The organism is Streptomyces sudanensis (assembly GCF_023614315.1).
In the GTDB taxonomy this organism is placed as follows: domain Bacteria; phylum Actinomycetota; class Actinomycetes; order Streptomycetales; family Streptomycetaceae; genus Streptomyces; species Streptomyces sudanensis.
On record NZ_CP095474.1, the window covers coordinates 3,220,433 to 3,235,030 of the forward strand.

Sequence of the window (14,598 nt, forward strand, 5' to 3'; positions counted from 1 at the left end):
GGCACCGTGGAGGTGGACGGCCGACCCGTGGTGCCGGCCGCCCACCGCCACGGGTCACTTCGTGCAGCCGAGCTGTTTCTTCAGCCTCGGGACGAAGTCGAGGGCGAAGCCCTGGATATCCCGGCGGCGTTCGGCGACGTCACCGTCGGCCTTGTCGGTGAAATCCATGTCCACGACAAGGTACTCCGCCTCTGGGATAGCGCACCTGGTGCTGACCAGGGCATTTCGATCGCCCACGGCACCCAGGCCACCGAAGGGCAGGTGCGCGATCTTCTCCCTGTTCTCGAACTGGTGGCTCACCAGCTCGCCCATCGGGTCCACGAGCTCCTCCTCCCGGTAGAGGTGGAGGAAGACCACCGTCGAGCCGTCCACCCGGAGGTCGCAGCCTCTCGGGTACGTCCCGTCACGCGCGCCCAAGGGCTCGCCCACTTCTTCGAATTCCTTGCCGTCCGGGAGAAACGGGTCGAGCTTCCTCGCGTCGAGAGGCACCCCGCACGCCTCCTTCGGGACGGCGTACTCGCGCCCACCGCCGCACGCGGCGAGCGACAGGGCGAGACAGCAGGTGATGACGCAGGCGGTGGCGCGCCGGGTGCTGTTCACTGGTTGCCCGACACCCCCTCGGCCTTCTTGTTGCCGTCGTTCGCGGCGGCCTCGATCTGCGCGTAGATGCCGTGTCCCTTCGAGTAACCCTCGTGTGTCGGATCCTCCGCCCACTTCTCGTTTTGCGCGTACCAGATGTCGGCGAGGTTCTGGAGTTCCTGCCTGCGGTTCTTGTACGTCTCGGTGTGGTCCGCGGTGGCCTGGGCGTTGATCCGAGCCTGTTCGTCCTCCAGCATCTTCGACGTGACCGCGTCGACGACCCGCTGCGCCGCGTCGCCGGCGGGGTGCCACGGGGTGACGAGGCCGCCGATGATGTGGTACCTGCCGACCTTTTCCCACGACGCGTCGGTGAGCTTCTCACCCTTCTCGTCGTTGGTCGCCTGGTAGCGGGCCTCCTCCAGGAAACCAACCGTGCGGCCGGCGCGGTCGAGGCTGTCCTCCGGGTGCGCCTTCTCCGTGTAGATGTCGGCCGTGACGGCCCCGTGCATCTGTCGGACGAGTTCGGTGTAGGCGTCCTTGTTCCGCGAGATCTGCTTGCTGACCTCCATCAGCTCCTCGGAGTTCAGCTCGTGTTCGACGAGCGGTGCACTCATCGCCTTGTGCACCCAGTCGCCGTGGTTGCCCAAGGCGAGGGCCATGTCGTCGCGGAACTCGGCCGGGAAGTCGTTGCCCGTGCCGGCCAGGATGCCCAGGGTCCGCTTCATCGCCTCCCGGTGCTCCGGCGAGTGCGGCGGGAACTCGACACCGGGCGCCTTCGGGTCCGACACCCCCGACACGGCCGCGAACATGGCACGGCCCGTGGCGTCCAGGGCCTCGTTCGGGCCGTCCTTCAGGGGGGAGTCGTCGAAGGACGGGCGGTCCGCGAGGACCCACTGGGCGTTGTCCTGCGGCTTCTTCGCGTTGAAGAACTCCGTCGCCGCGTCCGGGCTGTTGGAGAGGGCCGTCATGAAACCGGTCATCGGGTCGCGGCCGAACTCCGCGTCCCCGATGAAGTTCATCTTCGGGACCGGCTCCATCAGGTAGTAGCGGTCCGGGAGCCGCATCTTCTTCTCCATGGCGACCAGTTCGGTGCCGTACTTGTTGAGGAACCGGTCGTCGTAGTCGCCCGTGCGCATGAGGTTGCTCATGATCTGGAAGCCGTAGGCGTCGCCGTGGCGCGAGGTGAAGCGCTCGCTGCCGAGCTTCACCATGTCGTTCTCCCAGCTCCGCATGGCGGGGCTGTCCGACTGGGTGGCGCCGCCCAGCACGAGGCCGAGGTTCTTCTGGAACTCGCCCAGCTGGTTGAGCTGCGTGCGCGACAACTCGTTCGGGCTGTCCGGGCTGGACAGGTCCGACCAGAACTCCAGGGTGCGCCTGGGACCCAGCGTGGTGGCGAACTCCTCCTGGAACAGCGGATCGTTCTTGTAGAGGGCGAGCGTCGAGTTCAACCGCTGGAACTCCTCGGGCGACATCCCGTCGCCCTTCTCCGCGATGAGCTTCGCCGCCTCCTCCGCCTTCTTCAGCGCGTCGGCCGCCGAGTCGCGGTCCTTGTACCCGGCGCCGGAGAAGCCGTACTCGGCCTGGTCGACGACGGCCCGCAGCACCCTCGCCGCGGAGTCGTCGCTGTCGGTGGCACGGCCCAGGATGCGCGCCACGTCGTCCCGCAGGTGCTCCATGTCCTGCGGGGAGTGGTCGGGCACGTCGTGGCCCTTCGCGGCCCGGTCCGGGTGGATGTTCATCGTGACGGTGAAGCCGCCGTCCCCGGTGGACGTCACCGTGAGGTTCTTCTTCAGCCCCCGGGCGAGGACCCGGTCCAGTTCCTCCTTGTGGCCCTGAAGCTCGTCCCGAGTGTCCTTGAGGACGTCGTGGATGGTCTTGGCCTGCGCGTGGGCGTCGGCGAACTCCCCGGCCGTCTTCGTGACGAACCCCCGGGTGACGGTTGCGTTGACACCGGCCCAGTTGGCCTTGTCGGCTTTCGCTTTCAGGTCGTCGCGGGCTTCGGTCTCCAACGCCTTGAGTTTGGTCACGACACCGTTCCAGGCGGTGATGGCCTGGTCGAGCCGGCCGAACTCTGCGTTGCGCAGCGTGTCCAGGTTCATCGGCGCCGCGTCCCTTCGGAGAAGCCCGCCTCCAGCGTCGCGATGCTGCTGACGGTGGTCGCGATGTGGTATTCGTCGCCGGCGTGCGCGTTCTTCGTGTAATCCATGTGGTTGGAGATGTGCGCGCAGGCGTCCAGCAGCGTCTTGAGCTGCTTCTCCCAGCGTTCCTGCACATGGTCGAGGGCGCCGCCCAGCGCGAAGCCCTGCGTCGTGAGGTCCCTCGCGGCGGACTGGCTTGCTGACCAGGCGTCGCGGCCGTCCTTGCCGAGGCGGTCGAACAGCTTGAACGCGCTGTCGCCGACCGCCGCCAGGTCCTGCTGGTTGACCTTGAGGTCACCCTGCGGCGACGGCGATCCGCCGCCGTCCGGTGCGACCTGGTTCAGCCGCATCGCCGTCGGTTGCCTGTCGGCGGCTTCCCTCTTGAGTCGCTCCCACTCGTCCCATGCCACGAACGGGACACCTCCCCCGTGTCGACCTGTACCGCCTCTGCGCCTGACTCTGTCTTGTTCAGCGGTTGTGGAAAGCCAACTTAACAACGCCCGGACGGGATTTACCGGATGGAGCCATGACGGGAACAAGCCGGTCGTCGCTTCGGCCGGCGTCGGTCGCGGTCGCGGTGGGCGGCTCAAGCGCGCGACATTCGTCGGTCTCAGTACCGTCAGGCTCAGCACCCGAACCCGCCACGGCGCCGCCCGNNCCCCGGGCCCCCGCCACCGCGCCGCCCGTCGGATCGCGCTCCACGGAGCCCGCTCACCTGCCGGTGGGCTCCGGACCCGTCGCCGCGGCCCCCTACGCCCCGCTCGGCGACAGGGCCGGGGCCGGCACCAGCAGGGACCAGGCGGCCGGGCGGACCGTCCACGTACGGCTGCGCACCGGACCGGCCGGCTCGGCGTCCGCCCGGTAGCGGAAGCCCGTACCGCCCGGGCCCGACACGGTGACCGCCCGGGCGGCCGACCACCGGGGCGCGTCCGCCCGGGGGCGCACCACGACCTCCGCCACCCCGCCCCGCGCCAGCACCGTCACCCCTTCCACCGGGTCGTCCACGTCGGCCAGCAGCCGCCCGTCGGCCTCCACCCGCAGCCGCCGCCACGTCCGCGGCGCCCGCCCAGCCCCCGGCCTCACCAGCGTCCGCACCAGCGAACGGTACGTCCCCCACGCCGACGGCACCGGCGTCCCGCCGGCCGGGGGCCGCAACCGCGCCCCGGGCGCCGCCGGGGGCTCCGGCGACGGCGGTCCCTCCGGGACGCGCACCCCGCCCACGACCACCCCGCCCCCGTCGTCCACCAGCAGGTCCAGCCGCCGCGCCACCCCGTCCAGCACCGCCCGCGCCGCCGTCACCGCCCCCGGCGGCGCCCCCAGCGACACGCCGATGCACACCGTCTCGCGCGGCCCCACCGGCACCAGCGCCAGGGCCTGCCCGCCCAGCTCGCCGCCCCGGTGCAGCAGCGCCACGGCCCGTACCAGCGCCCGGTCGTCGCCGACCACCACGGGCCGCCGGGCGCCCCGCCGCGCCAGGGCCCGCGCGAACTCCTGCGGGGTGTCGGGGAGGCACACCTTCGCGGCCGCGCCGCCGCACAGCACGTCCCTCGCGATCCGCACGGATTCGCCGTCGCAACGGCGCGCTACCGGGTCGATGACCACCAGGAGCTGGTCGGGAGCCGACACCTCGGTCCTTCCTCGGGTAGCATCTTTGTGCAAGAGCCCCTTGCGCTATTGCGCCAGGGGCTTCGTCTATTCCGGGGCACCGGTCCAGCGGCTCGGGCTGCCGTCGTACGCCGACGTACGGCGTTCTCCGCCCCTGGCCTTGGACATGCCCCGCCCGGAAGGGGTGTACGCCTGTGCCCGCACTTGTGCTGCTCGGTGCTCAGTGGGGTGACGAGGGCAAGGGAAAGGCCACCGACCTCCTCGGTGGATCCGTCGACTACGTGGTGCGCTACCAGGGCGGCAACAACGCCGGCCACACGGTCGTCGTGGGCGACCAGAAGTACGCGCTGCATCTCCTTCCCTCCGGCATCCTCTCCCCCGGATGCACCCCCGTGATCGGGAACGGCGTCGTCGTCGACCCGGCCGTCCTGCTCTCCGAGCTGAGCGGGCTGAACGAGCGCGGCGTCGACACCTCCAAGCTCCTGATCAGCGGAAACGCCCACCTCATCACGCCGTACAACGTCACCCTCGACAAGGTGACGGAACGGTTCCTCGGCAAGCGGAAGATCGGTACGACCGGCCGCGGCATCGGCCCGACCTACGCCGACAAGATCAACCGCGTCGGCATCCGCGTCCAGGACCTCTACGACGAGTCGATCCTCGCCCAGAAGGTCGAGGCGGCCCTGGAGGTCAAGAACCAGCTCCTCGCCAAGGTCTACAACCGGCGCGCGATCGAGGCCGGCAGGGTCGTGGAGGAGATGCTCCAGTACGCCGAGCAGCTCAGGCCGTTCGTCGCGGACACGACGCTGATCCTGAACAACGCGATCGACGAGGGCAAGGTCGTCCTCTTCGAGGGCGGCCAGGGCACGCTCCTCGACGTGGACCACGGCACGTACCCCTTCGTGACCTCGTCGAACCCGACCGCCGGCGGCGCCTGCACCGGTGCCGGCGTCGGCCCGACGAAGATCAGCCGCGTCATCGGCATCCTGAAGGCGTACACGACCCGCGTCGGCGCCGGTCCGTTCCCCACGGAGCTGTTCGACGAGGACGGCGAGGCGCTGCGCCGCATCGGCGGCGAGCGGGGCGTCACCACCGGCCGCGACCGGCGCTGCGGCTGGTTCGACGCGGTGATCGCCCGGTACGCGACGCGCGTGAACGGCCTGACGGACTTCTTCCTCACCAAGCTGGACGTCCTGACCGGCTGGGAGCGGATCCCGGTCTGCGTGGCGTACGAGATCGACGGCCGGCGCGTCGAGGAGCTGCCGTACTCGCAGACCGACTTCCACCACGCCAAGCCGGTCTACGAGTACCTCCCGGGCTGGTCGGAGGACATCTCCAAGGCGAAGACCTTCGCCGACCTGCCGAAGAACGCGCAGGCGTACGTGAAGGCGCTGGAGGAGATGTCGGGCGCCCCGATCTCCGCGATCGGCGTCGGCCCCGGCCGCACCGAGACGATCGAGATCAACTCGTTCCTGTAGGTCCGCGGCGGGCGCGGCCCGCGCGAAGCCCCCGCGCCGGCGGCCCGGTACGGGGGCTTCGCCCGTCTCCCGCCCCGCCGCCGGGGCCGCGCCCCGTGGGGCGCGCGGGTGTCACCGGGCCGCTTCGCGGACGCCCGCCCTCCGCTCGCGGCGGGCGCGTCCGGCGGGACCGGTGCGGGCGCGGCAGGCCCGCGGAGACGCGGCGGGGCGGGGGTGCCGTACGTTCCGTGAGGTTCGACTCCGCCGTGGCGGGAGGTCCGGTTCGCGGTCCGCGCCCGGGGGCCGTGGCGTCGGCGTCCGGTGGTGGGGGAGAGTGGGTGCAGGAAGAAGCACCGGGAGACGGCTCCCGGACAGGGCGGGCGGGAGGCGAGCGAGCAGATGACGGCCGCGGAGACGGCGGGCGCGTCCGGCCGGGAGTCGCCGGACTTCGCGAGCGGGACGCTCGCCGCGGTGCTGGACGCCTTCGCGGCGGGCGCCTGCCTGCTGGACGACAGCGGCCGGATCACCGCCGTCAACGCCTCGGCCGAGCAGATCCTGGGCCGGCCCGCCGCGGAGCTCGTCGGCCGGGACGCGCACGAGCTGCTCCACCGCGACCGGCACGGCGACCCCACCCCGAGGGCGCACTGCGCGCTGCGGAAGGCCGCCCTCGCCGGGCACACGGCCCAGAGCCCCGGTGAGTGGGCGGAGCGCGGCGACGGATCGCTGATCCCGCTGTCGTGGCTGGTCACCTGCCTGGACCAGGAGGGGCGGGAACCGGTCACCCTGGTGCTCTTCCATCCGCCCGACTCCGCGCCCCCGGCCACCCGGTCCCCGCGGCGGCCCTCCGCGTCGCTGTCGGAGCTGGACCGGCTGGCGCTGCTCGCCGAGACGACCACGGCGCTGACGTCCACGCTCGACGTGGACGAGGCCCTGGACCGGCTGGTGGGCCTGGTGGTGCCCCGGCTCGCGGACTGGGCGGTGATCGACCTGCTCAGGGAGCCGGACGAGGTGTGGCGCACCGCCGTCGTGCAGGCGAAGGACGACACCCTGGTGCACGTCGAGGAGCTGGAGGGCCCGATGCCGCCGGTGCCGGCGGAGTCGCCGATGCCCCTGTCACGGGCGCTGCGCGGCGAGTCGTCGGCGCTGGCGGGCCCGGAGACGTACCAGGGTCCGCCGGACTCGGAGGTCGCGCTGGAGCAGCGCCGCCTGTTCGAGGCGACGGGGATGCACTCGGCGGTCATCGCGCCCATCCGGGGCCTGCGGGAGATCCTCGGGGCGCTCACCCTGGGCCGTTCCGAGCGGTCGGAGGCGTTCACGGCGGCCGACGTGGCCCTGCTGGAGGACATCACGCGCCGGGCGGGCCTCGCCCTGGCCAACGCCCGGCTGTACCAGCGGCAGCGCAAGGTCGCGGAGACCATGCAGCGCCATCTGCTGCCGCAGCTGCCGACCGTGCCGGGGCTGGGGATCACGGCCCGGTACCTGCCCGCGCCGGACGCCTCGCACGTCGGGGGCGACTGGTACGACGCGTTCGTACTGAGCGACGGGGCGCTGGCGCTGGCGATCGGGGACGTGGTCGGTCACGACCTGGAGGCGGCGGCGGGCATGGCGCAGCTGCGCAACATGCTGCGCGCGTACGCGTGGGCGCAGCAGGGGCCGGCGAGCGGGATCGTCGAGTGGCTGGACCAGGCGTCGCTGCACATCGCGGAGGTCTCCATGGCCACGCTGGTCTTCGGCCGGATGTCCGTGTCGGCCGACGGGCGGTGGGGGCTGTCCTGGACCAACGCCGGGCACCCGCCGCCGCTGCTGGTCACGCGGGACGGCGCGGCGCGGTACCTCTCCGAGGGCCACGGCGTCCTCCTGGGCCTCGGTGCGTACAAGGGGCGGGTGGCCCGTGCGGACGCGACGGCGGAGCTGCCGCCCGGATCGACGCTGATGCTCTACACGGACGGCCTGATCGAGGAACCGGGCCGCTCGCTCGACGAGGGCCTGGACCGGCTGCGCGGACACGCCGCGGCGCTGGCGCACCGGCCCGTGGAGGCGTTCGCGGACGAACTGCTCCAGCGGGCCAGACCGGAGCAGAACGAGGACGACGTGGCGCTGCTGGTCCTGCGGATCCCGGACTGACCGCCGCCGCGGCGACGGCGGTCGTACGGCGCGGGCGCGGGCGCGGTCCCGGACCCGGGCCGGATCCGGGACCGCGCGGCCGGTCCGGGGCCGTACGCCCGCGCGGCCCGCTGTACGGCCCGGGTCAGGCCGCCGTGTGGTCGAGGATGGCCTTCGCCAGCGGCTCCAGCACGGGCCCCGGCAGCGCGTGCCCCATGCCGGGGACCTCCACCAGCCGCGCACCGCGGATCACCTGCGCCAGGTGCCGCGCGTGCGGCGGCGGGAAGACGGGTTCGGCCGGGGCGGACACGACCAGCGTCGGCACGTCGGTCGCGGCGAGGGCCTCGGTGCGGAGCATCCCCGAGTGGTCGGCCCGCCCGTGCGCGGTGCTGATCCGGGCGTGCCCGGTGTGGGCGAGCACGCGCCGCTCCGTCTCCCGCGCGGCCTGCGCGTCGAACGGGATCGCGTCGCCGTTCAGCAGCCGCCAGTGCTCGACCCGCCAGGCCATCTCGTCCTCCGGGGCGAGGTCCACGGGGCGGTGGGCCCACATGTCCAGGATGCGCGGGTCGATCGGCGGCAGCTCCCCGACCGGTGTGACGGTCCCGTCCGGCGCGGTGTACGGAGTGGTGCTGAGCGCGCAGGTGCCGAGGAGCGTGGCGGTGCGGAGCCGTTCCGGGTGGTCGGCGATCAGGAGCTGGGCCAGCATGCCGCCCAGGGACATGCCGACGACGTGCGCCCGCTCCACCCCGAGCCCGTCCAGCACCGCCAGCGCGTCGTCCGCGAGGTCGGTGATCGCGTACGGCCGCGTCTCGTACGACCAGGTCGAGCGGCCGGTGTCGCGGTGGTCGTACCGGACGACCCGGTGGTGCGCGGCCAGCGCGTCCACCAGCTCGTCGGGCCACCCCACGCCGGACGCCTGGGCGCCCATGATCAACAGGAGCGCCGGCGCGTCGGCGTCCCCCCGCTCCTCCACCCACAGGCGGACGCCGGGCGCGGCGTCGACGAGGTGTTCACGGTGCACGGTGCGCTCCCTCGGATGCGATCGGATCAGAAATCAGACGAGACGTATCGTCTCGCCAGTCACCGTAACGCACCCGCCGGGCCGCCCGCACGGCTTTTCCACACCCCGGCCCGCTCGCCCCGGCGAATCGACCACCGCCCACCGTCCCCCGTCTCCGGGGCCGGACGCGGGGCCTCTCGCGCCGGGTGGCCCGCCACCCCGTCCCCGGCGCNGGGGTGGGGGCCGGTCGTGCCGCGGGCCGCGCCGGAGCCGGTTCCGGCACCCACGCTCCTCCGGCCGCGGCCGCGACCGCGCCCCCGCCGGGGCGGGGAAGCCGGTCGAGGCGGCGGGCCGGGCCGGATCGACGTCGTGCTCCCGGCGGGGAGGCCGTACGGGGCGCACCCGTCCCCGGGTGCGGCGAGCGCCCCGCCGGGCACGTGCGCCTCACCGGGGCCGCCACCGTCGTACGGCCCGCCCGTGACGGCGGCTCAGGTGCGGCCGCCGTTGTCGACGCAACTGCCGAGGGTGATCTGCCACGGCAGGACCGACATCTGCACCCGGTGCCCCTCGGCGATCGAGAGGTTCGCCGTGTGGTGGCGGCCGCCGGGCTCCAGGATCCAACGCCACACGATCGGGCCCTTGGTGCCCTGGAAATAGACCTCGTATTCCATGGCCATCCGGCTGTTGTTCCACACCGTGACGATTTCGCCGTCGGCCGTGAACCTCATTCCGGCCCGGTCCCTCTTGTTGGGCGCGTCGTAGTTGATCCAGGCGTCGCGCCCTCCCGGATCGGTGCGACTGGGAGCGCTCTTGTGCGTGCACTTCCAGTAGAAACCGCCCGCTGCCCCGGCCGGGGCCGAGGCCGTCCGCGTCTGCGAGCCGGCGTGCGAGTCGGCTCGGGCGGCACCCGTCAGGGCGCCCGCCGACAGGGCCAGGGTCGCGACCGCGACCGAAAGAGCCCTCGCCGGCCATGACTTCACCTGCATGTCACTGCCTTTCCCCCTGAGCGGTGGACCGGCTGCCGCCGAATTCGCCGCTCCTTTTCGATTCCCCTTCATCCTGGACCCGTGAAAGCCCGTTGCGGAAGGCTCAATTGATGCGCGAAAAAAGGGTATTGATACCCTGCGTTCATCGACGGCGGCGACCGGGCGGCAGGCGGGGGAGCGATGCCCACGGATCCGAGTACGCAACAACTGCGCATGTTCCTCGCACTGGCGGAGGAACTGCACTTCGGCCGGGCGGCCGACCGGGTCTTCGTCAGCCAGCCCGCGCTCAGCCGGCAGATCCGGGCCCTCGAGGAACTCCTCGGCGTCGCCCTGGTGGAGCGTTCCACGCGCCGTGTCCGGCTCACCGGGGCCGGGCAGGCGCTGCTGCCGTCGGTGCGCGCGGCGGTGCGCGCCGCGGACGCGCTGCGCGAGGCCGCGCGGGAGGCGTCCCGGCACGACACCGACCGCCTGGTGCTGGGTTCCTACCTGTCCGCGCTGCCCGCCCTGCGGATCCTCTTCGACGCGCTCCGGCGCCACGACGGCGCCCCCGTCGTCGAGTGGCGGGACGTGGACAACGTCGGCCAGGTGCGGGCCCTGCTCGACGGCGGCGTCGACGCGGTCGTCTGCTACGCGCCCGTGCCCGACGGCGTCCGCACGCTCCGGCTGGGAACGGAGGAGCGGTACGTGTGCCTGCCCGGGAGCCACCCGCTCGCCGACCGTGCAGAGGTCGCCCTGGCGGAGCTCGACGGCCTCCCCGTCATCGGCTTCTCACCCGCCCTGAACCCCGAGTGGCGCGCCTTCTGGGCGGCCGACCCGCGTCCCGGCGGAGCGCCCGTCGCCTACACGTCCCATGCCGTCACGACCCTGGAGGCGTGCATCACCCACGTCGGCCTGGGGCACGGCATCCGCTTCATCCCCGCCAGTTGCCGGCAGCTCATGCCCCGCCCCGGCATCCGGTACGTCGCGGTCTCCGACCTGCCGCCGTGCCACGCCGTGCTCGCCTGGTCCGCCTCCCGGCCGGCCCCGCCGGCCCTCGCCGCGCTCCTGCGCGTCCTGCGCGCCCGCACCCGTACCACCGCGGTCGGGTGCCGCCCCGACGGGACGCCGGGGTGGTGGTGGGAGACGACGGCCCCGTCCCCCGCCGTGTGAGGAGCCCTCCGGAGGCGGACGGCCCGCACGACCGCGACCACCCGTCCCGGCAGCCGACCGCCCTGCCGGCACTGCGTCACCCGGGGCCGCACGCCGCGCACTTCGGCGTGCGCCGCGGTGGTCAACCTCCGGGGACCGACCCGGCGTCATCCGGAGCGCGGCCGGTGATGTCATCACCACCACCGGCGACCTCGACCGCTTCCACCGCGCCCTGTTCGGAGGGAAGCTGCTCCCGCCCGCGCAGATGCGGGAGCTCCTCCGGGAAGTACCGGCGGGCGGGGGGATCGGGTACGGGCCGGGGGTCGAGTTCGCGCGGCTGTCCTGCGGGGTGAGGGCGGTCGGCAAGAGCGGACGCGCCAACGGCTCCCTGTCCGCGATGGTCGGCACGGTGGACGGGGGGCACCGGCTCGCGTTCGACGTCAACGGGGACTGGCTGCGCGACGGTTCGCTGTACACCGACGTGATCGAGGCGGAGTTCTGCGGCAGGGTGCCCGCCCGCGCGGAAGGATCGCCCGCCCCGGCGCCGCGGCTCGCCGCGCTCCTCCACGGGGCCGGCGGCGAGCGGGCCCCTCAGAGGTAGACGACCCGGACGACCGTGACCGTGCGGACGCCGCGGCTCACGTAGTACCGGATCACCACGCCCGACACCGTCGCCTCCCGCCGGTCCTCGTCCGGGCCTATCGGCACCGAGTCGTACCCGTAGGGGTCGGGGACCAGCCGGGCGTGCATCCCGGCGTCGAACCGGGTGCGCAGGGACGCGTCCATGGAGTCGAGGGCGAGGTCCGCCGGGGGCGCGTACTGGAGGTGGTAGCGGCTCACTCCGGTACGCCCTCGCCGCGTGCCAGGCGGTCGAACAGCTCCGCGTCCTCCCGGTCGGCGTCCGTCGTGGACAGCGCCCACCGGGCGAGTGCGAGCGGCAGCTCCGCCACGGGGACGTGCGGGATCTCCGCGTCGAACATCCGCGCCCGTTCCTCGTCCAGGGCGGCCCGGATCGCCGCGATGGTGCCGGGCAGCTCGACCAGCCGCCCGGCGATCACGGTCCTCACAGGACCGCGGCGCCCGCGAGGGGCGCCCTCCGGGCCGGGGGCGCGGCGGGCTTCCGGGAGCCCCGGGCGCGGACGGCGCGCACGCGGGCGGCGGCCCCGGTGCGCCCGCCGCCGGGGCCGCCGGAGGGTGGTGTGCGCCGGTCGGGAGCCGCCCCGACGGGACCGCCGCTGCCGCGGTCGGGCCCGGGCCCGGGCCGCCGGGGACTGTCGCTCATGACTGCTCTCCTGCCAACCGCTGGATGGGGCACGGTGATTCACGGAAGATGAGGACCCGCCCTCCGGATCTTCGCATATCACCGCACATGCGTACGCACCTCGGCTTCCTCCCTCCCGCCTACCCGCCCCACGGCCCCACAGCGCGGCCCCGCGGGGGAGGACCGGCAGCGCACGGACCGGCGGGCGCGGACCGATGGGCGCGGGCGCCGGGAGAGAGCCGCCGGGGGGAGCCGCCGGGGCGGCAGGGCGGTTCCGCGCGACGGCGCCGCCACCACGGGCCGCGGGCCCCGGCCCGTACGCGCGGCCCCGCTCAGGCCCGTACGCGCGGCTCCCGCTCAGGCCCGTCCCCCCGTCCGTGCACGCGCCCCCGGTCCGCGTCCCGGTCAGGCCGCGTCGTGCGCCCGGGTCGCGACGACCACCGTCGCGCGGCGGTCCTCGCAGGTCGCGACCCGGGCGGCGAGCCCGCCGGACGCCTCGGCGATCCGGACGGCCGCGGGGGCCTGGGCCGCGCCGGTCTCGAACAGCAGGCTCCCGCCCGGCGCCAGCCAGCGTGCCGCGTCCGCCGCGACCCGCCGCAGCACGTCCAGCCCGTCGGCGCCGCCGTCGAGGGCGGCGCGGGCCTCGTGGAGGCGGGCCTCCGGCGGAAGGAGGGCGACCTGGTCGGTCGGTACGTACGGGACGTTGGCCAGCAGCAGGTCGACGCGGCCCCGCAGGCCGGGCGGCAGGGCGTCGTACAGGTCGCCGCGGTGGACGTGCCCGCCGAGGGGCGCGAGGTTGCGGCGGGCGCAGCGCACGGCCGCCGGGTCGATGTCGGAGGCGTGCAGGCCGGCGGCGCCGCCCAGGGCGGTGACCAGGGCGGCGCCCAGCGCTCCCGTACCGCAGCACAGGTCGACCACGAGCGGGCGGGCGCCGTGCGGGACGAGTGCGGCGGCCCGCTCGACGAGGAACTCGGTGCGGCGGCGCGGGACGAACACGCCCTCGTCGACGGCGATCCGCAGGCCGCCGAAGCCGGCCCAGCCGACGACGTGTTCCAGGGGGTGCCCGGCGGCGCGGCGCGCCACCATGGCGGTCAGTTCGGCGGGGGTCCGGGCGGCGGCGAGCAGCAGCTCCGCCTCCTCCTCGGCGAAGACGCACCCGGCGGCGCGGAGGGCGCCGGCCACACCGGCCGACCCGGTCGGGCAGGTGCGGCCGGCGGATGCCGGGGCGGCGCCGGAAGCGGGTCCTCCGGGGGTGCGGGGCGCGGGGATCGTGGACACGTGGAAACCTCTCGGGGGCCGCGTACGCGGTGTGCTCCCGGCGGTCGTGTCACGGTCGCGGCGTGACCGCCGTGCCGCCCTCGGAGGGGAGCACCCGTCCTTGCCTGGCGTTGACCGGTCCCACCTCCCCACTCCTCGTACGTCCTCGTGGCGTTCGGGACACCCTATCCGACAACGGCCTTCCGCCGGCCGAACCGGCCGGCCCCGGGGAGTGCCGGGAGCCGGCCGGTCCGGGCGGAACACACCCCGGCGCGGCTCCCTCCCACGCACTCTCAGGAACCGTCCTCCTCCTCGGAGTTCAGGAGCTCGTACGCGGCCGGGTCGGAGTGGTGGAACAGCCGGTACCAGGCGTCGAGGCGCTCGCCCTCGAACACGCCCAGCCGGCCCAGGACCTCGCGAGCGAACGCGACCGGCTCCGTCGACCCGGCGGTGATCAGGTCCCCGGACGCCACCGCGTCCGCCTCCACGTAGTGCCCGCCGCCCCCGTACCCGGTCGCCGCCAGGTAGACCGCGGCGGACGAGGTGTGGGGGCGGTCGTCCAGCAGTCCCGCGCGGGCCAGCCCGGCGGTCGCGCCGCAGATCGCCGCGACCGGGACGCCCGCGTCGAGGAACGCGCGGGCCTTCGCCGCGAACGGGGCCAGGTCGTCGCCCTCGTCCCACAGGTCGGCACCGGTCAGGACCAGCATCGCGCTGTCGCCGGGGCGCAGGTCGGCCAGGGCCAGGTCGGGCGTGATCCGCAGGCCGCCGATCGTGGTGACCGGGGCGGCCGTCGGGCCGACCGTGCGGATCCGGTACCCGCCGCGGGCCGCCCAGGCCGTCGCGTGGCCGGTCTCCCAGTCGGCGAACGTGTCGTAGACGGCGAGGTGGACGGTCCCGCGGTGGGCGGTGGTACTGGTCACGGAGGTCTCCCGGGTGCCGCGCCCGCGCCCGTGCCCCCGCCGCTCGGCGTCCGCGGGGAGCGGGCGGCCCGGCACCGTGCCGGTCGTGGCGCTCACCGCACACGAAACCCGGCTCCGCCCGTTGCCGCAAGCGCCTTTCACCGCCGCCCGTCNNNCNNNNCGNC

The 14,598-nt window shown here is 74.2% G+C and carries 14 protein-coding genes and 1 pseudogene; 4 read left to right on the forward strand and 11 right to left on the reverse strand.

What is annotated here, in order from left to right; genetic code table 11:
* Nucleotides 1–54 precede the first annotated feature (54 nt).
* The 5 genes from MW084_RS15020 to MW084_RS15040 all read right to left on the reverse strand — a co-directional run bounded on the left by MW084_RS15020 (nt 55) and on the right by MW084_RS15040 (nt 4,343).
* A complete protein-coding gene (locus MW084_RS15020; RefSeq protein ID WP_010474333.1) occupies nt 55–600 on the reverse strand; it encodes a hypothetical protein in 546 nt (181 codons plus the stop codon).
* Nucleotides 597–2,678, reverse strand: a complete 2,082-nt coding sequence (locus MW084_RS15025) for a hypothetical protein (RefSeq protein WP_010474332.1) — start codon at nt 2,676–2,678, stop codon at nt 597–599. Before MW084_RS15025 ends, MW084_RS15020 begins: the two co-directional genes overlap by 4 nt.
* Nucleotides 2,675–3,127, reverse strand: a complete 453-nt coding sequence (locus tag MW084_RS15030) for a hypothetical protein (RefSeq protein WP_029553782.1) — start codon at nt 3,125–3,127, stop codon at nt 2,675–2,677. The genes MW084_RS15025 and MW084_RS15030 overlap by 4 nt, the downstream gene beginning before the upstream one ends.
* A gap of 58 nt (nt 3,128–3,185) precedes the next feature.
* A partial coding sequence (locus tag MW084_RS15035) for a hypothetical protein (RefSeq protein WP_275563633.1) occupies nt 3,186–3,373 on the reverse strand: 188 nt, incomplete at its 5' end.
* A gap of 94 nt (nt 3,374–3,467) precedes the next feature.
* Nucleotides 3,468–4,343, reverse strand: coding sequence for a hypothetical protein (locus tag MW084_RS15040; RefSeq protein WP_010474330.1), 876 nt, complete (start codon nt 4,341–4,343; stop codon nt 3,468–3,470).
* Nucleotides 4,344–4,516: 173 nt separating this feature from the next.
* On the opposite strand from MW084_RS15040, the gene MW084_RS15045 reads away from it, so the two are divergent.
* Nucleotides 4,517–5,800, forward strand: a complete 1,284-nt coding sequence (locus MW084_RS15045; protein WP_255114827.1) for an adenylosuccinate synthase — start codon at nt 4,517–4,519, stop codon at nt 5,798–5,800.
* A 378-nt stretch (nt 5,801–6,178) separates the two neighbouring features.
* Nucleotides 6,179–7,903, forward strand: a complete 1,725-nt coding sequence (locus MW084_RS15050; protein ID WP_010470426.1) for a SpoIIE family protein phosphatase — start codon at nt 6,179–6,181, stop codon at nt 7,901–7,903.
* Nucleotides 7,904–8,027: 124 nt separating this feature from the next.
* Here the strand turns inward: MW084_RS15050 and MW084_RS15055 are convergent, their stop codons facing one another.
* Together MW084_RS15055 and MW084_RS15060 are read right to left on the reverse strand one after the other, a co-directional pair.
* Complete coding sequence (locus MW084_RS15055; RefSeq protein ID WP_010470425.1) at nt 8,028–8,903, reverse strand: alpha/beta fold hydrolase; 876 nt, start codon at nt 8,901–8,903, stop codon at nt 8,028–8,030.
* A 467-nt stretch (nt 8,904–9,370) separates the two neighbouring features.
* Nucleotides 9,371–9,868 carry a hypothetical protein gene (locus tag MW084_RS15060; RefSeq protein ID WP_010470424.1) on the reverse strand — a complete coding sequence of 166 codons (498 nt, stop codon included), beginning with the start codon at nt 9,866–9,868 and terminating at the stop codon, nt 9,371–9,373.
* A 213-nt stretch (nt 9,869–10,081) separates the two neighbouring features.
* Between MW084_RS15060 and MW084_RS15065 the strand changes: the two genes are divergently transcribed.
* Nucleotides 10,082–11,017 (forward strand): LysR family transcriptional regulator, encoded by a 936-nt coding sequence (locus MW084_RS15065; RefSeq protein ID WP_010470423.1) that lies wholly within the window; start codon nt 10,082–10,084, stop codon nt 11,015–11,017.
* Between the two features lie 157 nt (nt 11,018–11,174).
* A pseudogene (locus MW084_RS15070) lies at nt 11,175–11,597 on the forward strand (peptidase); the annotation flags it as partial.
* Here MW084_RS15070 and MW084_RS15075 read toward each other — a convergent pair.
* From MW084_RS15075 to MW084_RS15090, 4 genes are all read right to left on the reverse strand, one after another.
* Nucleotides 11,588–11,836, reverse strand: coding sequence for a hypothetical protein (locus tag MW084_RS15075; protein ID WP_010470421.1), 249 nt, complete (start codon nt 11,834–11,836; stop codon nt 11,588–11,590). The pseudogene MW084_RS15070 and the gene MW084_RS15075 overlap by 10 nt on opposite strands.
* A complete protein-coding gene (locus MW084_RS15080) occupies nt 11,833–12,054 on the reverse strand; it encodes a hypothetical protein (protein WP_158684317.1) in 222 nt (73 codons plus the stop codon). Before MW084_RS15080 ends, MW084_RS15075 begins: the two co-directional genes overlap by 4 nt.
* Nucleotides 12,055–12,662: 608 nt before the next feature.
* Nucleotides 12,663–13,535, reverse strand: coding sequence for a putative protein N(5)-glutamine methyltransferase (locus tag MW084_RS15085; protein ID WP_010470417.1), 873 nt, complete (start codon nt 13,533–13,535; stop codon nt 12,663–12,665).
* A 272-nt stretch (nt 13,536–13,807) separates the two neighbouring features.
* Nucleotides 13,808–14,434, reverse strand: coding sequence for a DJ-1/PfpI family protein (locus MW084_RS15090; RefSeq protein WP_029553483.1), 627 nt, complete (start codon nt 14,432–14,434; stop codon nt 13,808–13,810).
* Nucleotides 14,435–14,598: the final 164 nt, after the last annotated feature.